The sequence below is a fragment of the Desulfosarcina variabilis str. Montpellier genome, assembly GCF_048565275.1.
Classification (GTDB): Bacteria; Desulfobacterota; Desulfobacteria; order Desulfobacterales; family Desulfosarcinaceae; genus Desulfosarcina; species Desulfosarcina variabilis.
The window spans coordinates 7,489,688-7,510,334 of sequence record NZ_CP159846.1 but is presented as its reverse complement, the minus strand read 5'-3'; the positions used below and the strand labels follow the sequence as shown (position 1 = coordinate 7,510,334).

The 20,647-nt window shown below is 45.6% G+C and carries 19 protein-coding genes and 1 tRNA gene; 16 read left to right on the top strand and 4 right to left on the bottom strand.

Annotation, left to right across the window (positions count from 1 at the left end; all coding sequences use genetic code 11):
- Positions 1 to 145 precede the first annotated feature (145 nt).
- The 3 genes from Dvar_RS33860 (at position 146) to nadA (ending at position 2,829) form a co-directional block, all read left to right on the top strand.
- On the top strand, positions 146 to 1,066 hold the full coding sequence (locus Dvar_RS33860) for a hypothetical protein (protein WP_419657541.1): 921 nt from the start codon (positions 146 to 148) through the stop codon (positions 1,064 to 1,066).
- A gap of 139 nt (positions 1,067 to 1,205) precedes the next feature.
- Positions 1,206 to 1,874: a LolA family protein gene (locus Dvar_RS33855; RefSeq protein WP_419657540.1), complete on the top strand. Its 669-nt coding sequence runs from the start codon at positions 1,206 to 1,208 to the stop codon at positions 1,872 to 1,874.
- Positions 1,875 to 1,932: 58 nt separating this feature from the next.
- Positions 1,933 to 2,829, top strand: a complete 897-nt coding sequence (nadA, locus tag Dvar_RS33850) for a quinolinate synthase NadA (protein WP_419657539.1) — start codon at positions 1,933 to 1,935, stop codon at positions 2,827 to 2,829.
- Positions 2,830 to 3,164: 335 nt separating this feature from the next.
- Here nadA and Dvar_RS33845 read toward each other — a convergent pair whose 3' ends face one another.
- The 3 genes from Dvar_RS33845 to radA form a co-directional block, all read right to left on the bottom strand.
- Positions 3,165 to 3,908: a YebC/PmpR family DNA-binding transcriptional regulator gene (locus tag Dvar_RS33845; protein ID WP_419657538.1), complete on the bottom strand. Its 744-nt coding sequence runs from the start codon at positions 3,906 to 3,908 to the stop codon at positions 3,165 to 3,167.
- A gap of 11 nt (positions 3,909 to 3,919) precedes the next feature.
- The gene (locus tag Dvar_RS33840; RefSeq protein WP_419657537.1) at positions 3,920 to 4,522 is read right to left on the bottom strand and encodes an RlmE family RNA methyltransferase; all 603 of its coding nucleotides are present in this window, start codon (positions 4,520 to 4,522) and stop codon (positions 3,920 to 3,922) included.
- A 103-nt stretch (positions 4,523 to 4,625) separates the two neighbouring features.
- Positions 4,626 to 5,990, bottom strand: a complete 1,365-nt coding sequence (gene radA / locus Dvar_RS33835; protein ID WP_419657536.1) for a DNA repair protein RadA — start codon at positions 5,988 to 5,990, stop codon at positions 4,626 to 4,628.
- Positions 5,991 to 6,192: 202 nt separating this feature from the next.
- Between radA and Dvar_RS33830 the strand changes: the two genes are divergently transcribed.
- The 4 genes from Dvar_RS33830 (at position 6,193) to Dvar_RS33815 (ending at position 8,485) form a co-directional block, all read left to right on the top strand.
- Positions 6,193 to 6,981, top strand: coding sequence for a histidinol-phosphatase HisJ family protein (locus tag Dvar_RS33830; RefSeq protein ID WP_419657535.1), 789 nt, complete (start codon positions 6,193 to 6,195; stop codon positions 6,979 to 6,981).
- A gap of 114 nt (positions 6,982 to 7,095) precedes the next feature.
- On the top strand, positions 7,096 to 7,905 hold the full coding sequence (locus tag Dvar_RS33825; RefSeq protein WP_419657534.1) for a lytic murein transglycosylase: 810 nt from the start codon (positions 7,096 to 7,098) through the stop codon (positions 7,903 to 7,905).
- Between the two features lie 6 nt (positions 7,906 to 7,911).
- Positions 7,912 to 8,148, top strand: coding sequence for a PLD nuclease N-terminal domain-containing protein (locus Dvar_RS33820; protein ID WP_419657533.1), 237 nt, complete (start codon positions 7,912 to 7,914; stop codon positions 8,146 to 8,148).
- Between the two features lie 261 nt (positions 8,149 to 8,409).
- A tRNA-Glu gene (locus Dvar_RS33815) sits at positions 8,410 to 8,485 on the top strand.
- A 6-nt stretch (positions 8,486 to 8,491) separates the two neighbouring features.
- Here Dvar_RS33815 and Dvar_RS33810 read toward each other — a convergent pair.
- Positions 8,492 to 9,682, bottom strand: coding sequence for a tyrosine-type recombinase/integrase (locus Dvar_RS33810; protein WP_419657532.1), 1,191 nt, complete (start codon positions 9,680 to 9,682; stop codon positions 8,492 to 8,494).
- A 258-nt stretch (positions 9,683 to 9,940) separates the two neighbouring features.
- On the opposite strand from Dvar_RS33810, the gene Dvar_RS33805 reads away from it, so the two are divergent.
- The 9 genes from Dvar_RS33805 to Dvar_RS33765 all read left to right on the top strand — a co-directional run bounded on the left by Dvar_RS33805 (position 9,941) and on the right by Dvar_RS33765 (position 20,166).
- Positions 9,941 to 10,171, top strand: a complete 231-nt coding sequence (locus tag Dvar_RS33805) for an excisionase family DNA-binding protein (protein ID WP_419664201.1) — start codon at positions 9,941 to 9,943, stop codon at positions 10,169 to 10,171.
- 51 nt (positions 10,172 to 10,222) lie between these two features.
- Positions 10,223 to 11,413 carry a hypothetical protein gene (locus Dvar_RS33800; RefSeq protein WP_419657531.1) on the top strand — a complete coding sequence of 397 codons (1,191 nt, stop codon included), beginning with the start codon at positions 10,223 to 10,225 and terminating at the stop codon, positions 11,411 to 11,413.
- A 59-nt stretch (positions 11,414 to 11,472) separates the two neighbouring features.
- The gene (locus tag Dvar_RS33795) at positions 11,473 to 12,381 is read left to right on the top strand and encodes a hypothetical protein (protein ID WP_419657530.1); all 909 of its coding nucleotides are present in this window, start codon (positions 11,473 to 11,475) and stop codon (positions 12,379 to 12,381) included.
- 152 nt (positions 12,382 to 12,533) lie between these two features.
- A complete protein-coding gene (locus Dvar_RS33790) occupies positions 12,534 to 12,893 on the top strand; it encodes a hypothetical protein (RefSeq protein ID WP_419657529.1) in 360 nt (119 codons plus the stop codon).
- 424 nt (positions 12,894 to 13,317) lie between these two features.
- Positions 13,318 to 13,590 carry a hypothetical protein gene (locus Dvar_RS33785; protein WP_419657528.1) on the top strand — a complete coding sequence of 91 codons (273 nt, stop codon included), beginning with the start codon at positions 13,318 to 13,320 and terminating at the stop codon, positions 13,588 to 13,590.
- 186 nt (positions 13,591 to 13,776) lie between these two features.
- Positions 13,777 to 14,211 (top strand): hypothetical protein, encoded by a 435-nt coding sequence (locus Dvar_RS33780; protein ID WP_419657527.1) that lies wholly within the window; start codon positions 13,777 to 13,779, stop codon positions 14,209 to 14,211.
- A 97-nt stretch (positions 14,212 to 14,308) separates the two neighbouring features.
- Entirely contained in the window at positions 14,309 to 14,476 is a 168-nt protein-coding gene (locus Dvar_RS33775) for a hypothetical protein (RefSeq protein WP_419657526.1), read from the top strand.
- Between the two features lie 27 nt (positions 14,477 to 14,503).
- Positions 14,504 to 19,261: a DNA polymerase gene (locus tag Dvar_RS33770; RefSeq protein ID WP_419657525.1), complete on the top strand. Its 4,758-nt coding sequence runs from the start codon at positions 14,504 to 14,506 to the stop codon at positions 19,259 to 19,261.
- Positions 19,262 to 19,293: 32 nt separating this feature from the next.
- The gene (locus Dvar_RS33765) at positions 19,294 to 20,166 is read left to right on the top strand and encodes a hypothetical protein (RefSeq protein ID WP_419657524.1); all 873 of its coding nucleotides are present in this window, start codon (positions 19,294 to 19,296) and stop codon (positions 20,164 to 20,166) included.
- Positions 20,167 to 20,647: the final 481 nt, after the last annotated feature.

Below are 20,647 nucleotides of genomic sequence, written 5' to 3'. Positions count from 1 at the left end.
TTACGAGCACCGCTTCGCTGAGCACGAGCACGACGGGTATTGGCGTTTTTCGTGCTCGTAATCGTAATCGATCATCTGAACATCATTAAAATTACAATTGCTGGTCATCTCGACAATTGCTGACCTTAGATGTTATAGACAGGACATGAATCAATCCCATATAGCCCCCATCGAATTGCTTGAGACGATTATCAAGGCCCTGGAAAACAGCGGTCAACTGTCTGAATCCGTTATTGCGTTTATTGAAACAGCACTGTTTCCGGCTCAGCCGAAAGCGTTGGCGGCGTTTTTAACCGATGATGAAAGCGAGAGTGAACGCGACAGCCTACTGGACCTGATTTTTTCTCCGGATCTGGCCGTTCAAATGACCCTGGAACCGCTGCTTGAAGCGGCCTGCTGGTCTGCTCAAGACCGCACCGCGCTGCAAGATCAATTGCAGGCCAGCCCCATCCGCGCCTGGATCAAAATGCCCGACGGCAGGCAACTGGCCTGTATTCTGGTGCCGGACTACATTAAATCCCGTTTTCTGGAACGGCTGAACCTCTCCTGGCAGTTGGAACCGGGTATTCGCGCAAGCATGGATGAGGGGCTCTCGCCGGCCATGGCACTGAAGGTCAAGGTCAGGCTCAGAAACGCAAACCTTCGGCCAAATGCCGACCAGCAGACGGTGTTGTGCCGTTTTTTCGAACGCATGGCCGATGATGATCCTGATTATCTGGCCTGTATGGACCTTTTCCTGTCGCTGCTGGGAAAAGACGTCAACGCCGAAAATGTATACGATCGTCTGGCCGCCCATAAACGGTTTTTATTCCGCAGCCTGCAGCAGGCCAAACGCTTCGAGGCGTTGCTTCGCCATTCCAACATGGAAACGCTGATGCTTCAGGGGGTACGGGCTCCGCATGCCCCGCAGGACGAGCTCAATTTCCAAATGCGTCTGATCGATCTGATCTGCGCCCGGTTGTTCGGCAAAACCGAAATCATTGTGCCGCCCATGGATGCCCCACTTCGCGTGGTGACTGATCTTGATACCCCTGACGCCGCGGTTCAGTCATTGATGGATTCCTGAAACGCCCGGCATATTTACAAACCGTATTAAATGGGATACTCAGATCATCATTTTTTTGCAAACCAAGGTGGGTGCAGACAAAAAAGGGGAGGTTATGAACCGGTGTATGAATAGAGTCCAAAATCACAGGTGCTCGACCATGATGATAGTTTTCTCATTCTTACTCACCATCGGTGCGATTTTTTTACCCCCAACGGTTGACGCTGCCGATGATGCCGCCGGTAATACCATCGATCAGATCATTGCCGGTGTGGAGGCCCGATACAACGTGCCCGGTTTTACCGCCGAGTTTGACCAGGAATCCATCCTGAAAGCCATGGCGGTCACGGATACGGCATCCGGAAGACTGATGGTCCGTCAGCCGGGCAAGATGCGTTGGGAATATGTGGTCCCCGATCCGCAGACCATTATTACCGACGGCAACGATTTGTGGGTCTATCGTCCCGAGGAAAATCAGGTCATGGTCGGCAAGGCCCCGGCGTTTTTCGGAAAGGGAAAAGGAGCCGGGTTTTTATCCAATATCAAGATTATCCGTGAAGGGTTCCAGATATCCCAGGAACCGGATCCTGATCCCGCGCTCTATCGCCTTAAACTGGTGCCCAATAAATCCTCGGTGGATCTGATGGAGATGCAACTGGATATTGCCAAAAAAAACTTTGATCTGATTCGGATCATCACCTTTAACGTTTACGGGGATGAGACGCGGATTGAACTTAAAAACTACAATTTTGCCAACGTGCCGCCAGAGGATCGGTTCAAATTTGTGATCCCGGAAGGGGCCGATGTGGTGCAAATGAACCAAGAATAAATAAAACGCTGCCTGTTCATGGCAGCGGGTCTGATCAGAAATATTAAAGGATCAACATATGCAAGCGACCATAAAAAAACTGCTTAAAGAGAAAAATGCTGTTCTGCTGGCCCATAATTATCAACCGCCCGAGATTCAGGATCTGGCCGATATGTGCGGAGATTCCCTGGAACTGAGTATCCGGGCCGCCGATACCGACGCGGATGTGATTGTTTTTTGCGGTGTGCATTTCATGGCCGAGACCGCCTCGATTCTTTCCCCGCAAAAAACCGTGCTGCTACCCAATGCCGATGCAGGTTGCCCCATGGCCGACATGATCACGCCGGAGGCACTGCGCCAGCGACTGGGCCAGATGGCCGACATGCCGGTGGTCACCTATGTGAATTCCTCTGCGGCGGTCAAGGCCCTGTCCACCATCTGCTGCACCTCGGCCAATGCCCTGGAAGTGGTCAACAGCCTTGATGAGAAGGAACTGCTCATGACCCCGGACCGCAACCTGGCCCGCAATACGGCCCGTCAAACAGACAAGACCATTCACCTTTGGGACGGCTGCTGCCCCATTCATGACCGGTTGACCGTGGACGATGTGAAGGCGGCGCGGGCCGCTCATCCAGACGCCAAGTTCATGGCCCATCCTGAATGCCGCCCCGAAGTCGTCGAGATGGCTGATGCGGCCCTTTCCACCTCGGGCATGATCCGCTTTGCCGCTGAATCCGATGCCACCGAGTTTATCGTGGGCACGGAAAACGGCCTGCTTTACCCCCTGGCGCAGAAAACGCCCGGTAAAAAATTCTACCCGGTTTCGGACAAGATGATCTGTGCGGACATGAAGAAAATTACCCCCCAGGATATTCTCGATTGTCTTACCAACATGTCCGGTCAGGTAAAAGTACCCGAGGACATCCGTGTGCCGGCCCTGGCATCGGTGGAGCGTATGATCGCGCTGGCAAGATAGCTTGTTCAGGTATAAGGTGGAAGGAGGAAGGTGGAAGGGCTTTCGGGCGCATTGAATCCGTTGAGCACATTAAGTTGTTCGGTAAAAGTGTTAAGTTTCAAGTGTTAAGTGTTAAGTGGTGGATCGGATCTAATTTTATATAGGAATCGATAGGATACCTTTCCTTAACACTTTAAACCTAATACTTAACACTGGTCCATCGATCAGTTAAATTCACGCTACCATGCTGGTACAGATATCAGCTGGAACTTTCCGGATAACCGGATAAAAAAACCGGTAGTCGCCAAAACGGCGATGCCGGTTTTTTTGATGACAATGGCTTGCCTAAAATTGACTTACATGTCCTCAACCAATTCGTCTGGAATATCAGCGTTGGTGTAAACCTTCTGCACGTCATCGCAGTCTTCCATGGCGTTGAGCAGTTTGATCATGCGTTCGGCCTCGGCGCCTTCCAGCGGGCTCATGTTTTGCGGTAGCATGGTCACTTCTTCATCGCTGAAGGGGATCTTGGCACCTTCCAGGGCCTCCTTGACCGCATCGAAATCATCAGGCTCGGTAATGACCTCGAAACTGTCGTCGGCTTCGCGGACATCCTCGGCCCCGGCTTCCAGGGCAACTTCCATGAGTTGCTCTTCGCCCACTGCTGATTTGTCGACATTGAAATAGCCTTTTTTATCGAACATCCAGGCCACGCAGCCGTTTTCGCCCATGTTCCCGCCATATTTGTTGAAAATGTGGCGGATGTCGGCCACGGCGCGGTTTTTGTTGTCGGTCAAGGATTCCACCAGGATGGCGGCACCGCCGGGGCCGTAACCCTCGTAGGAGCTTTCCTCGTAGCTGACGCCTTCAAGCTCCCCGGTGCCTTTTTTGATGGCCCGCTCGATGTTGTCCTTGGGCATGTTTTCCGCTTTGGCCGCCGTTACAGCGGTGCGCAGGCGCGGATTGGCATCCAAGTCCCCGCCGCCCGTGCGGGCGGCCACGGTAATTTCCTTGATCAATTTGGTAAAGACCTTCCCCCGTTTGGCGTCCTGTGCGCCCTTACGGTGTTTGATAGAAGACCACTTGTTATGTCCGGACATAGTTTCCTCCTTTATTTCTTCCCCAGACCGATGACGAACACTTCGCGGCTGGCCTTGCGCGTGCTTTGGGGCCGGGTTGCGGTCTGTCGGCTGAATCGCTGTCTCACGGAATCGGTGAACGTTTTATACTCACCGCCCTGAAAGATTTTACAAACAAAATTTCCTCCTGTGGCCAGCACCTTGTCGGCAATGGCCAGCGCTGCCTCACACAACCCAATCGACCGTGCTTCGTCAACATGCCGGTTGCCGGTGGTGGCCGGTGCCATATCACTGAGCACCACATCAAACCGGTCGATTCCCAATCGGGCCAGGTGGCTTTCCAGTTCAGCCACATCATCTGTGATGACCGTCGTGTTGTCCGTCAGGGACACCGTCACGGGCTTCAAATCGATGCCCACCAGACGGCCATCGGGTCCGATCAGTTTTGAAGCGAACTGCAGCCATGATCCGGGCGCGCATCCCAGATCCAGAACCCTGGCGCCTTTTTTGAGAATGTGACGCTTTTTCTGGATCTCCTGAAGCTTGTACACCGAGCGGGCGGCAAAGTTTTCTTTCTTTGCCTGACGGGTATAATGGTCTGCCCACCGATTCCTTTTCGGAGATGATCGTTTCATATCTTTTCGCCCTGTTCAAGTCAAGTCAAACCAACGGTTCAAGTATAGTCAATCACCAATATAATGAGTGCGTTGTCACTTGTTGCGAGATGTTATTTGAATGTCAGAACAACAGCTCCATCGCATCGCCGACCGTATCCACCCCCTCCAGCTGAATCCCTTGGGTCCGGGGAAGCCGTTTCAAGCTGCCCTTGGGGACCACGCAGCGGCTGAAGCCCATTTTTTGGGCTTCCATGATACGGGTTTCCAGATTCCCCACGGCCCGTACTTCGCCGGCCAGGCCCACCTCACCGATGGCAAGGGTGTCTTTGTGAATGGGGCGATCCAGAAAACTGGAGGCAATGGCCGCTACAATGCCAAGATCTACGGCCGGTTCCATAATTTTCACTCCACCGGCCACGTTCATGAAAATATCATGGCCCATCAGGTGCATGCCCAGCTGCTTTTCCATCACCGCCACCAAGAGCGCCACGCGGTTGGGGTCGAGCCCTAAGATGGTGCGCCGTGGTGTGCCCAGGTTGGTGCTGGAAGCCAGGGCCTGGAGTTCTACCAGAATCGGCCGGGTGCCTTCGATACTGGCCGTGACCACCGATCCGGCGGCATTCTCCGGGCGTTCGGACAAAAATACAGCCGATGGATTGGCCACCTCACACAGCCCCTGGGCTTTCATTTCAAATACGCCGATTTCGTTGGTGGAGCCGAAACGGTTTTTCACGGCGCGCAGGATTCGGAATACATGATTGCGATCCCCCTCGAAATACAGCACTGTATCGACCATATGTTCCAGCAGCCGCGGGCCGGCAATGGCGCCCTCTTTGGTTACGTGGCCGACCAGGAACGTGGGGATGCCGGTACGTTTGGCCATCAGCATCAGCTGCATGGTGGATTCGCGTACCTGGCTGACACTACCCGGGGCAGAGGTGATTTCCGGGCTGAACATGGTCTGAATGGAATCCACCACCAGGACGTCGGGGGTTTCATTTACCACCATGGTCATCACCGCATCGATATCGATTTCCGACACCACCAACAGGGTGGGGGAGGCCGTGCCCAGCCGGTGGCTACGAAGGCGCAGCTGACGCACCGACTCTTCTCCGGACACGTACAGAACCTTATGGCCGGCCCTGGCGATGCCGTGCAGGGCCTGGAGCATCAGTGTGGATTTGCCGATCCCCGGATCACCACCGATCAATATCAGGGTGCCGGCCACCAGACCGCCTCCCAGCACACGGTCAAACTCGCCGATTCCCGTGGACAGCCGCTCTTCATCGACGATTTCCACGGCATCGATGGGAACCGGGGCATTGCCCTTGGCGGCCATGGACCGAACGCCGGATGTCTTGGGCTTTTTCACCGCTTCGACAAAGGTATCCCAGCCGCCGCATTCCGTGCAGCGACCCAGCCATTTGGCTGATTCATACCCGCAAGCCTGGCAGACAAACAGGGTTTTTATGCTTTTTCGTGCCATTTAACAGATCGTGCCTATATTTGATTCGATAGATAACCATTGCTCGTCCAGAAATGGTGAATCTTGCTCGAGTTCAAGGCGGGCAACAAATTCAAACCGGAGGAATATTGGTAATATTTTGAGGATTTGAATTTGTTGCCCAACGCCGAAATCGAGTGAGAGGCTCTGTTTCTGGCTGGGCAATAAATAAAGGATATACCTTATGATCGACTACCACGTCCACACCAGCCTTTGCAACCACGCCACCGGAACCATGGAGGAATATGTCCGCGCCGCCGTGGCCAAAGGCCTTGATACCCTCTGTTTTTTGGATCATCTGACGTTTCAGACAGCAGGACGCGACAATGCCATGCAGCCACGGGAAGTGCCCATGTATGTGGATGCGGCCAGGCGGCTGGCCCGTCAATACCGGGAGCGGATCGACGTCCGGGTCGGCCTGGAGGTCGATTTTTCCCCAGAGCATGTGGGTGATTGTGAGGATGTGATCAACACATTCGATCTGGATGTGGTGGGCAGCTCGGTCCATTTTCTGGATGGTGAGAATGTAGTCAGTCGCCAGTCAGGCTGGAGCCGAGGCGAGCTTGACGCCGACGTGGTTTACGGCAAATACCTCGATGTTATAGAATCAATGCTGGATTATGATTATTTTGATATGGTATGTCATTTGGACCTTCCCAAAAAATACAACACGCATCCATCGCCATCGGTCGTTGACCGTTTTGGGGAGCTGTTGAAAAAAATCCAGGCCAAGGATCTGGCTGTTGAACTCAATACCAGCGGATTTACCTATCCTGTTGCGGAGGCCTTTCCATCCCCCCAACTGATCGGTTGGTGCGCCCGGCTTCAGATCCCCATGGTGACCGGTTCCGATGCCCACGCACCCGATCAGGTGGGCCGCTCTTTTGATCAGGCAAGGAATCTGCTCAAAGATGCCGGATACCGTGAACTGATCGGTTTTTCCCACCGGCAGAAAGAGCACGTTGTATTATAATCAATATTTTTTCAGGGGAGACAAACAGTGGTGGACAGGTTTATTCTGCAAGCTATAAAAAGGAGATTTATAGTTAGTGGTCTTGCTGGATTGTGCGTTTTGCTGCTGGGGGTGATGATCCCGGCATATGCCGCCGATTCAACCGATCCTTTCCAATCCCTTAAAAAACGGCTTGTCGCCGATGGTTTTGATTCTGCCCGTATCCAGACGATCTTTAGCAGTCCGCAGGTCTCTTTTGAAATAAAAGGCGTCAGTGCCTATTTCAGGCACAATGAAGCGTCATTGAACTATAAACAGTTTTCCCGCACTTGGGCGATCGATTCGGCCCGCGACTATATGCAAACCCACCGGCAGGCCCTGAACGCGGCACAACATCAATACGGCGTGGACAAAGAAGTGATCACCGCCATCATCCTGGTGGAAACAAGGCTGGGAACCTATACGGGCAAACGGTCGGTGATGAACACTCTGGCCACCCTGAGTGCCATGCGCGACAATGCGGCCCGGCAGATCATCTGGGACAGCATGGCCGATGACGACCGGCGGATGCCCCGTGATGAATTTGACAAAAAGGCCGACGAGAAAACCGGTTGGGCGTATCGGGAGCTGACGGCCTTTTTGACCTACACGGAAAAAGAGGGCATGGATCCCACCACCATCAAGGGGTCATATGCCGGTGCCATGGGGATTTCCCAGTTCATCCCCACGAACATTCCCAAATTTGGCAAAGATGGCAACAATGACGGAAAAATAAATCTGTTTGACCACGCCGACGCCATTCCCAGCATCGCCGCCTACCTGAAAAATTACGGCTGGAAACCAGGCATTTCCCGTGATAAAGCATTCAAGGTGGTTTATCACTACAACCACAGCAAGTATTATGTTAACGCGATTCTTGATGTTGCAGAACAATTGAAAGGTTGATCCACCATGAGTACCGGCATGTTTGTGATTCTTACCGGCGTTGCTTTTTTTCTGTTGACCTGCCTGGCTATCCTGGACATTGCCCGCAAGGATTTCGGGTCGATTCAGATGAAGGCCCTGTGGGGGTTTTTAGTGGCTATGGTGCCCTTTCTCGGCGTGGTCGTCTATTTCCTGATTGGCGCCCGCAAAGGCAAACGACCGGCTACTGATGAGGCTGCGGACGCCCAACCCGGAAATACCTAAGCTGGGCCATTGTCGAGCTTGCCGCATATACAAGGCAGATGTCTTTGCGCTATAGTCGCCTATGCGGAAAGACATCTAACGCCGTAGATGCGGTGAGATCGGCAACCCCACAAGGGGGTCAAATTTTGGGAGGTAATAATTAACTATCGTTTACATAGCTTACCTATTTTCATTTATACCAAAATTTGAATCGCCCAGATTAGGAAATAGTGTTTGACAACGCCTTATCTTTTCTATATAAATGCGTTTTGTCTCGCACATGGTCCCATCGTCTAGTGGTTTAGGACGCCGGCCTCTCACGCCGGTAACGCGGGTTCGAATCCCGCTGGGATCACCAAGTTAATCAAGGGGTTGCAGATTTTTCGCTGTGATCCCTTTTTTGTTGGTTGCGTATAGGTTGCGGATGGTTGCGTCCATAATCCAGGTCATCCAGACCATCGACTTCCTTTTTGTTCCCGCCAGGAATCCAGTGATAATAGATATCCATTGTGAATTTTACCGAATGATGGCCAAGCTGTTTGGAAACATCGGCGACATTATCCCCTTTGGTAATTCTTAACGTGGCATATGTGTGTCGGAGGTCATGTACTCTGATTTTCCGCAATCCTGCCTTTTTGATCGCCTTGTAAAAAATCCGCCGCGTATAGCTTTCATGATAGGAATTGCCTTTTCCGGAAATAAAAACCCATTCCGGCATCCCACTCCAACCATTTTTCAATGTGTCGACTTTTCTTTGAAGCCGTAATTCTTTCAGCACCTGGAAAAGTTGAAGCGACATATCCACCTTTCTGCTTTGTCCACTCTTCGGCGTTTCGATTTTTCCTTTGGAAAGGCCTCTTTCGATATTTATGAAACGATTCTCGAAATCGACATCTTTCCACTGAAGCCCCAAACATTCGCCAAACCTGATTCCCGTTCTTGCCATCGTTAAAAACATAGGGTAGTGGATCGGAAAAGACTGCTTGATCGTATCAAGGAATATTTTCAATTCCTCCTGGTTGTAGGGATCAAACGTTAATTTTTGCTGGGTCTTCTTGAAAATCTTGCCGATATTGTGGGCCGGATTCACCGAAATGACCTCATCATCAAGTGCCAAATTTAAAACGCCGGATACAGCGTTTTTTATGTGAATCACCGTGGAATTGGCATACCCCTGGTTGATTTTTTTCATCAGGGTTTGTTTTACCATCATCCTGGTTATTTCATTGATCGGTGTCTTTCCGATTTCTGGTAAAACATGGTTGTTTAAGATGCCCTGGTAATCCCTCAATGTTGAAGGTTTAGATGTAGCCGGCACGGTCACTTTTATCCACGTGGATGCGTATTCTTCAAAAGTGGACGCTTTAGACTCCTGCTTTTTTTTGTCTTCAAGCAAATTCATGCCGCTTAGAGCCAATTTCGCCTCAATCTGCTTTGCCACAGACTCGGCGGCCCGCTTATTCCCGATCTTTTTCGCCTTCCTCCTTCCTTGATGGTTGATAAATACCCACCATACTCCTGAATTTTTAGGTTTTTCTCGAACTTTAACTCCCATTTGACCTCCTTTGATCAGGTCCAGAAAGTTAAAGTTACGCCCCTACCTCTCTCTGGACCTTCATTAACACATTTTGCCTTCGATTCCTTGCATATTTTCAGTCTCCTTTCACATCCAAAAAACTGAAAAAAGTTGGATGAAGTTCATCCAAACTCACTGTTTTTATTGGGTTACCAATCTTCCATCCCAGTTGCTAATTTCGAACCATCGATAGTGAGGAACCAACAACAGAATGAAAGGAGAATCGAATTGGCAACGGTGACAAGGGAATATCTCAAGGTTTCAGAACTGGCTCAGTACGCCGGGATATCCGACAGGACCCTGTGGGATCTGTTGAAGGACCCGGTTAACCCCATTCCTCACTATCGTGTCGGGGCTGCTGGAAGGATCGTCCGCATCAAGAAATCTGAATTTGATGAATGGATGCACAACCAGAAAGTGCGTGATGCCAGTCTCGTTGATGATGTCCTTGAGGGGTTTCTCGAATGAAACCGCAGCATCCTGCGGATTTTTTCAACCCAAATGGAATAGGTGGAAGCAATGGAAAACCAAAAAAAACAAATCCAAGAGAGCAACATTCAATCCAACAACATTAACGAAGGAGACCAAAACATGTCTGATCAAATCGAAAAAACCATGGCAACTGACAACAACGAAAATGAAATCGAAAAAGGAGAAGAAACAATGATCAAAGAGACCATCGACAATGAAGTGGAAGCTGAAAAAGAAATCGATATCCTCACCGATATGGATGAAGAAAAAATCGATGATACCGGGACAGGATCAGTCAGACCATTGGACTTTGCCCTAACCGCAGATTCCACATCATTATCTGAAATCACCAATATCATTGTTGAGGATGAAGGTGATCTCATTGGTGACGCTGATTTGATTGATGAGGTCGATGCATTTCTGGATGGTGAAACCGAGTACGAAAACAAAGGCCAGAAACTCGATGCAGCACGCGATATCCTCCGGAAATACTATGCAAAACACAATCAAGCATGGGCCGGGGTTGTTGGGACATTTTCCGTATATGCAATTCAGCAAGGGCGAATGCTTCTCGAAATTAAAGATCTGGTGAAAGCGATTGGGGAAACATGGGAAACGTGGGCTGCCGAAAATCTGCAATTCATGAGCTCGAGAACACGCCAAACCTTTATGCAATTGGCCAAAGTGCCTGGTATCGACAATCATGTTCATCTGGGCAAAGAACGCCTCCTCCACCTTGCATCCGCCACAAAGGATATGGGCGGTGAAGATCCTATTGGCGATCTTTTGAAAAATCACAACCTGGAAATCAACCCTGAGGAAGAGATCGATCTCGATGCATACAAAGATGCGGTGGACATGGCGATTGATTTCGAGCGTCTGAAAAGATCAGGTGTTGAAGTGAAGATTGAGACGCTCCAGAAATTTCGAGCTGACAAGAAGAATGTCAACAACGACCTGATAAAGATTTTGAAAGCAATAAAGCGGGAAGGTGGTGACCCTGATCATTACTTGAATGCTCCTCAGGATGATGATGAGGATGTCTCGTTTGAGGGTCAAAAGAAGGCTATGAATTTTACAAAGATAGCCACCTCCCTTGTTGGAACAATCAAATGGATTAACCAACACAGTCTGTGCGCCAAAAAGGTTGATGTGCGCAAGATCGACGAATTGACAGAAAGTCTGAATGAACTCAAGCGATTGGTAACGGAGATAACCGGTAACGAAAATCAGCAATAACAATCAACAAAAGGGTTCCTCTGATTATCGGGGGAACCCTTTCTATCTTGGAGGTTACAATGAGAATTTATCATGCGGCACTGAACACAAAAGTCTTGAATGCATATGCGAAGCTTTATCCAGATAGGGATATTCATGTTCTTCGCGCCTTTTCTCATCATAATGATGATGATAGGTTATTGCGAGATCCCTACCGATCAAAATGTGCAAGTCTCGATCTGGATTCGGGGACATTTTATCTTTACAACTCTGGGGAGTATCCCAACCTTTTTGATACCTGTCCAAGTCACCAGGTCAATTTCAATCGTTATAAGGATTATTTGACCCATTTCAGCAAGCATTACGATCGCATCTATAATTTTGACTGCGATTTTGGTGACGATGGATTTGATACAAACATTTATTATCAAAAGCTTTTGGAGACGGCAGGTTTTAATCCCGTGCCCGTCGTCCACAGTATCCATAGTGATGAAATCGACTATTATATTCGTGAAGGTTATGAAAATGTAGCTCTTGGGTCTCCTCAGATTACCGATTTTGGAACCCTCAGCTATGTTATGGATAAATTCAAAGAAACCCGGATCAAGGTCCATCTGTTCGGCAACACAAAATTTGATTTTATTTCGAATTTTCCCATCTATTCCTGTGACTCATCCGTTTGGGTCCAAGCTGCCAGATTCGGTGAAATCGCCTGGTGGAACCGTTGGAAGAAAGGCCTCAACAGAACGGATCGGGTGTATCTCGAAGAATATTTCCAAGAGAAGCCCAAAAGTAAACCCATATCAACATATCCGAGAAAAACTGAATTGCTGGCCTACCTTGATAATGAACTCGGTATCACCATGGACGATTTGCTCGGTCCGGACGGTACCTATGTCAAGCAGATGGTTAATCTACACCACTATCTGAAATTGGAAGACAGAATAAATAAGATCCATGAGCAAAAGGGATTTTGGACAGCTGAATAACTTTCCGAAGGATACTGCGTTTTTTTTAATGAATAGAGATGAATAACAATACGAGCAGTTTCTTTCTTGGAATAGCTCAATTCAATCGGATGAAAATTTGGTCATCATAATTTAATTTTCATCATATTACTTCAATTTTAAGGAGGATAAAAATGGCAGATTTCCATGGTGTAACGGCTAGTAACGGAGCAAAAATTAAAAAAGGCAAGATTGAGGAAGTCAAAAAAATATTGGATAAATATGACTTCTCATGTGGTCTCGAATACCGAATTGATAATGGCAGCATTACCATTTTAGGGTACGTTTGGCCAACACTTTGGTTAAAAGGTGATGATGAGGATCTTACAGATTGTTTTGAAGAATTCTTAGAAGAACTGTCACCGCTTCTATCGGAAAATTTGGTGATACATGCAATAGGAAATGTAAAGTGTATATTTCCCCTCTCAGCAATGGAGATATTGGTAACTCCTCAAGGCGTGAATTATAGGTACGGTTTTGAGTGTTTTTATTGACCGAAAATTAATGTGGCAGGGGGAGGGCTCCTTTCTTAAAAGAAATGGGCCTCCCTCTAAAGCATTATTTCGTAAGTCTGAATTGTCTGGAATGTAGAGGTGATCTCAGCAATATGAAAGGGCCTTCTGACCTGATCATCCTTGATGGGAATTTGAAAGCCGGTTTGTTACTGGAAGACAACTGTACAGACGGGACATCGCTAATGATATCCACAGGAAGATGGGATTTTGGACAGCTGAATAACTTTCCGCAGGATACTGCGGTTTTTTCCTGGTGAATGCGACTGATGAAACATGAGCGACTCCTGAATTGGGGTCGCTCTAATCTCCTCGGACGGAAACCGGTTCCAACATTCCTTTAAATTCGGAACAAAATACAAAGGACAGTACAATTGCTGTCAATTCAATTAAAAGGAGAAAAAACATGAGCTACTATAAATATCAAAATTATATGAGACTAATTGCTGAATGTGAAATCAAGGGTTTTTCAGTGTATTTTTCAAAGGATCGAACACCATTTATTATGGGACCAAAAGAGCTGATAACAGATGATTACATCAACTCTGATGAACGTCTCAAAAGAATAGTGGATTTGCAATATACTGAAAATATTATAGCAGAAGTAAAAAGAGAATCATCTTATCCGCATTTGCTGGATGCTGTTAGACAATATCTTGAATATAACGACGATGTTTAAAAAGATTATAACAGCATACTTTGGAATGGATTTTTCTATTATACATTCATCGTAACTCCACTATGAGAAGGGCAATTTCTATTCTGGGATTGCCCTCTTTTCCAATAAAAAAAGTTTAAAATAAGAGCTGAGAAATGACAAAAATTCATAAAATTAAGGATAGATTGAAAGGAGTTTGGTAGAATTATGAATTCACTTAAATACTATTGTAAAAAAAAGCATATTACTGAAAAGGTAAAAGCAAAAATTGACCAATATAAAGATGTAATTCCCGGACCACTAAGTTATATCTTTGAATTGGCGTGTTTTAATGGAAATGTTGAGCTTGTTAAATATTTAATTGAATCTGGTATTAAACCGCCAGATGCAGAACCATTAAAATTTTGGGTAGAAAAAGTGTGTCAGTATGGCCAGGAAGATGTCGCACATTTGTTAATAGAAAATGGGTATCCTACAGATGAATTGTCTATTCAAAGAATGATGCTTGGAGAACATAAGGAGGGGATATTAATAGTTCGTAAAATCCTTGGAGAAAAGTGTGTCTGTTACGATTGTTTAATTAAAATGGTGTGTGTTAAGCCATGCGATAAAATATTTAAAAAGAAGGGCTCTTTCCTTTGATATTTTTGCGATTATCTATACCTGAATGTTTTCCGGAACAAAATACAAAGGCAATGGAAATTGCTTCAAAATTCTATGAAGTATGGAGGAACACATTATGAGAAAAGCAAGATTTAAAAAACAGCTGACCATCGCTATTCCGTTGGAACATTTCGAGCTGATCAAACAAGCCACCGATGAGCAAGAAATAAGCATAGCGGAATGGGTCAGGGATGCTATGGCACAGGCGCTCTTAAATCATCCTGAACGCCATCAGGAGTTGTAAAATTGAAAGAAGGCAGGGATTTTTGAAATGCAGCTTACTTACAAAGCCACACTTACCAGCAGCGGTCCATTCAACTCTTTGTCTGGAGACCAATATCTTGAACTGTTGCAGAATAACGAAACAAATATAAGTCGTGGAACTTTCGGCATCTACTTGGCTCGCAAAGTCTTTGTCGATGAACAGGAGCTTTATCAGCCACTCATTGACATTGATGGGACCTCAGGACTTGAAAGACAGGAAAAAATTGCCAGTGCAATCACATTTGCCTGCCTGACTTTAAAAAGTTTGTCTGCTTTGGGTGTCGCCGAACATTTTAAATTTATAGCAAGCGGAGGAACAGGATTTCGGGCCGTGTCCAATCTGAAGTTGAATCATCCGGCATACAAAGCATTCGTTGAATGGATGCGGTCCGAAATGTCCTTCATACACGATCTGAAACCGACCACAGAGACAGATCCTCCTCATCAGATATTCGCATATAAGGGCGATCCTGCACATAACAAGAAGGCGCTGATAGACGGTCACAGCACCATAATTGATAAGAATCTGCTGGAACAGCACGCATTCACCGTCGATGACTACTTACAGATGACTGCAGGGAAACCTGATCCATCAGAAATCCTTTCGTTTGTGAAATGGTTAATCAGTGGATCCATCATATCCGATCTTAAGGTGCTTGGCCTCTTTGGGAATAAACTATCAGAATACCAGCAATCTTCATTTGATTTTAACGTCAATCCTTTCTCTCATATTCTGCTTCGGAAGAATACTGAGCCCATTGGATTGAGCGCCTTGAAGGAAATGCTCGACGAAAAAGGGATCAGGTGTACGATTGAAAAGAGAGGAAACGCATCTGCAATCTCATTCAAGGGATATTCGTGTCCGATGTGCGGGAAAACGACCGTTAACGCAAGAGCATATCCACCGAGCTATAAGCTGAGATGTTTCAATGTTAAGTGTGATCCGCATGATGGTGTTCCCCTTTACCGCTGGGCCGGAATTCAAAGCAACGGCTATAGACCTGGTTCGTCAAAAAACGGTTTTGATCTGGCTGTTCCCAATAAATACGAGACACTTGAGGATGCCTGTAGTCTGGTCGCACAGGAATTGAATAGCTCTGACAATTCCATAATCGTTTTGACACCTGGCACTGGAAAGACACGTACAACATTGAATGAAATCCAGACAATGGGTCAAGATCGAATCGTCATTTATGCGGCATTCAATAAAGCGCTGCAAGAGGAAGCTTTCAACACGATCTGTGCGCTGGCAGGAAAAAGGGATGGGTTCCATTTAATTCAATCGCGCGAAGATACATGTCAACGGTCTACTGAACTAAAAGACATCACTCGAAAAGGATTTTCTCCATCTGAAATAATCTGTGGCAATTGTCCATACCGACAGACCAGTTGTGATTATTACAATCAGCGGAGTGAATTTGGGCCAGGCGTTTATTTTGTGACCATTCATATGCTGCAATATCTTCAATCCCAAATTCCCACACCAGATCTGATTATTCTGGACGAAAATGTAAAAGCTGGGCTTTTGCTGGAAAACGTATGTTCAGAGATTCAGATACAGTCAGTTTTAAAGGTGGTCAAAGGAACGGATCAACACCTGATCACGGATCTGCTGAATTTATTTCATCGTATATCCATCAACTTTGTATCGAGCGATAGCGCTGAACCCAAGATGATTATAAATGGTCGTAAATTAACTGAATCAACTCTTCAGGAAGCGACCATCATTGAATTGTTGGCCAAGGGTATGAATACAACAGAGGAGGATATCATTTCGCGACTGACTTCTCTTTCAAATACCCTTGATAACCTGTCCAGGACCGACTTATACCGGCAAGGGATCGATCTGAATGCCATTAGTTGGATAAAGGGATTGATATCGCCTACGACGCTCTCATACGTTTTAATGGATAAGGAAAAACCAACCCGATTCATTACAAAACAAATAACACCGCTCGGATATCCAGGCACTCCAATTAAGGTACTCGATGCAACCGGTGATGCCAGCGCTTTAAAGTCTTTGGTTCGAAGAAGACTGAAAACAGTCAAAGCAGATGTGGCATGGAACAGCAAGCGTGTTCACATTAAAAAGAGCATAAACAGGGTCTCGATGGATCACCCTCAAGAATCCTATCTCGTTAAACTTCTTACAGACATGCTTGTGCATACGCAGGCAGAAAAGGTCATGTTCATTACATATGAATGCAATGAATCACAAATTATGAAAATCCTAAATGAAATCGATTTAACACGGACTTTCATGGGATTTCATTTCTATGGCCCCCGTGGGATCAACAGTTTTCAAGAATGCGATGCAGTATTGGTAATTGGTCTGCCATATCCGAATTTAAATGCAGCTGCCCAAGATGCTTGTATACTCTTCCCTGACGAGAAGGATTCGGATAAACGTATAGATTGGACAGAGGCATGTATGCAATGGGAGCTTGTTCAATGCATCCACAGGATTCGGCCTGTTCGTAAATCAAGCGTGGATATTATTTTGGCTGGAAGCAAATGGCCGTCTATGCTTCCTGAACCGGATATAATAATCGATCAGTCTCAAAATAAAAATTGGAAAGAATTGGCAATCGATCGATTAAAGCCATTCGTTGATGAGTTCGGATTTCTTACAGCGGATATTGGATTTCTGGCCAATGTCTATGTCAAGAAAAAGAGCACGATTGCTAAACAATTTCAGGCAAATATAGCAAGATTAATCTATGATGTAAAAGAGCTAATTCCTGAGCTTGAAGGTGAATGTATAACCAGCACATTGGGTTGTTCGGAAGATTTTGATAGTAGTAGATATAGTTGCTTTAAAGATGTTGATAATTTTCATGTTGATGAGAAAATTAAGTTAATTTTGGTTATATGTAATATATATATCCAAAAATCACTTGAACTCAAGAGAAGCCTATTATTAAGGATAGTTAATCAACTTAAAAAGCAATCAATCGAATGGACTAATGATCCATTAATTCTTTCCACCACCAAACAATGGTCGGATCTGATAAATCACTTTAAAGAAATAAATCCTCACTTCGAGAAATTCAAAATCAAACTTCCACATGCTCGTGGTAATGCTATTGATGGTGCTGGGAATCCTGATCGAGTTAAAGCTTTTTATTGTCATATCAATCAGCTCGAAATTGTTGGTAAGATCAATTTGGATACTTATCAGGTTGAAGAGCAAAGCTCATGTCCGTTTGTTCCTATCCATGCTGGATATATCTCTGTTTATATGGCCGATGATGAGCAAATGATGTCTGTTGCTTGGGGATCTGAATTTGTATCGATTTCTTTAAAGCAGGAACCTCAAGAGTTGGAGGCATTCTTTACGAGCATTCCAATTGGTGAGGATATAAAGATCATTACCAATAACGGCAAGCAGGTAGCAAAGGCCTTTCTTTTGTGTGGATTGCCGAAATGCGAAATTATCGATGTGATTATTGCTGAAAAGCTCATTGCCAACGGTGAGATCGAGTATCGGGCCTTGTCACTTAAAACGATTTTTAGTCGCTATGAATTATCGGATGGATTGGAACGGAGTGGGTTGATTCATCGTCTGGTTGAGGTCTGGAGCAGGCAGGAGCCCTTGATTCAATCAATTGGCTTGACCACGGTTTTCGGCATTGAAACACGATTGATCTGGGTGACGGCTAAGATTGAAACCGTCGGCATCAGCATTGATGTGGATGCGCTGCTGAAGCTACATGATGAACTCGGCGATAAAATTGATGCTCTGGCTGCTGAACTGGAAAAGTCGATCCCGCCTGATATCCCACTGCATGACCGAGGCAAAATTCAAGAGCATCTTAATTCAATCTACGATCTGTCGTTGGCAAAGATCGATGAAGATTCGCTGCGGTGGATATCTCAGGCTGATGTGAAATGCCTGGTCGCCAATCTGATTGAATATTGGAAAACTGTTCGTGAACTCCGGGATGTCGAATCGTATATGGCAATGACCGGGGCCGATGATCGTGTACGTGATTCCATTGATCAGCTGAACACCAAAACCGGTCGTTTCTACCGACACCTGCAGACAGTGCAGAAAACTGGGCCGATGCGGTCTCTGTTTCGTGCAAGGGAAGGATACAAGTTCATTTTGGCGGATTATTCCCAGCAGGAAGCCAGGATCATTGCCGGATTGTCGAATGATCAGGTTGCCATTGATTTGTTTAAGGCAGGAAAGGACATTTATCTGGAAACGGCAAAGATCATAATGGGGCCGGATGTGTCGGGAGATCGATACCGGAAATTGGGCAAAGAAATTATGCTGGGCCTTAATAATGGTAGATCTGCCTATTCAATTTATGAAAGCCTGGCCCGCTTGGGATTCGGGTATGACCTGGATGATGTCCATGGAATGATATTGCGCTACAACATTGAATTTGCTGGGATGAGCGCCTGGCGGGATGGGATTAAATCTTCGGCAAAGGATGATGGCGCCATTTCGACTCGATTGGGAAGGATGCTGAAGGTATCGGAGGATACAAAAGTCAATGTCTTATACAATCACCCAGTGCAGGGAACAGCGGCCGATGGTTTCAAGTTGGCGTTGATTGATCTGGATGATCAGTTGGCCGGCTATGATGCCCAAATTGTCCATATCATTCATGACGAAGTGATTGTCAAGGCAAGGGAAGATGTTGCTGATGATGTGGCGGTGACGGTTAAAAGCTGTATGGAGCAGGCATTCAAAGGCATATTGCCAGAGGTGCCGATGGTCGTTGAACCTGTGATCAGGGATTCATGGAGATAAGATATAAAAAACTAAATACGATTGGATAAAAAATGAATGAGAAAATGGAAATTGAATTCAAAGAAGACGGATATATTTATTGCCCAGTGTGTAATGGTACTAAATGTGGTCCAAATATGGATAAATATGCAAAATATATATCATTAGATTACGCGAAAGAAATCGGTGTTTGTTTTTGCCGATATTGTGGACGTAAAGGGAAAATAGACTTTGTTGAATATGCTATGGGTGAAAGATTTATTGGTGAATCGAAAAGTGAAATTGACTCTTCTTATGAAGAATATTTTGGTTTTCTTGATGACTTTGTTGTAATTAACAAATTATTTGATATCAATGAAATTATAAAACAAATATTTGAAATGGATGATGGCGATCCAGATGAAATAAGAAAAGATATACAATACTGGTTGGTTGATATTACTGAATATCATAGAAGCGCTTTATTCTTAGAAAGAGATGATATATTGGAAGATTTTGTCAATCGTGATATTTTAGATATAGTTAGTGAATTATTTAGTGTTATTTATGGTATAAGCGGTTCAGTCTTAAAGTATATTGATGATTCAATTATGTACAACATAATAACTACAATTATTGTTATTTCAACATACTATCTTATTAATGGTCGTACAATTACAACATCTGGGTTGAAAGATATAAAAAATTATTTGGAATTTATTGGTTGCGGATTTGGAGATTTTGACTCAGTTTCAGAAATTATGGAATATCTAAAATCTTTGTTCTATGAAATGATTCCAAAAGAAGAAAATGAATTATTTAAAGAGCTTGGTTTTAAGTTTTATACTTTCCACGATTTCGTAGAAATGATTCGGGATACTGAAAATTCTAAGATTCCAATTCTCTCGGAGGATGAAGCAAAGAGAGCAGGTTTACTTACCATTTAAAATGATGTGGTATTTGATTAAATAGAATCTTCCAGAATCCATCTGGAATTCTTGGTAAACTTTTGGAAAATACATTTCCCTGATCTTGACCACAATTATTCCACTCGTCGGCCAAAACAGCAAAAAACAGCAAACAGATAGGAAAGCAGAGACGGTCGGGTGTGGCCATTGTCAAGGCGATTTCGATCAAGAATATTAGACCTATTGTTTAGATGAAAAAGCGGAAAGCGCTCAGATATAAAAAAGACATCCGGTAACTGGATTTCGTTCTTGGGATTTAGACCGCGCTTCTGATAGTTCCAAATTTTCACACCGAAAACAAAATTCAATTATACGCAGTAAGCTGCGTTTTATATGGAGGACTTTTAAATGCACAACACATTCACATTACCCAGCAAAACATACGTAGAGCTGGACCAACCAGAGATTTACCAGCGGTTCATGAAGGAATACCTTGAACTGCTTCGGTCCAAGCTCCAAA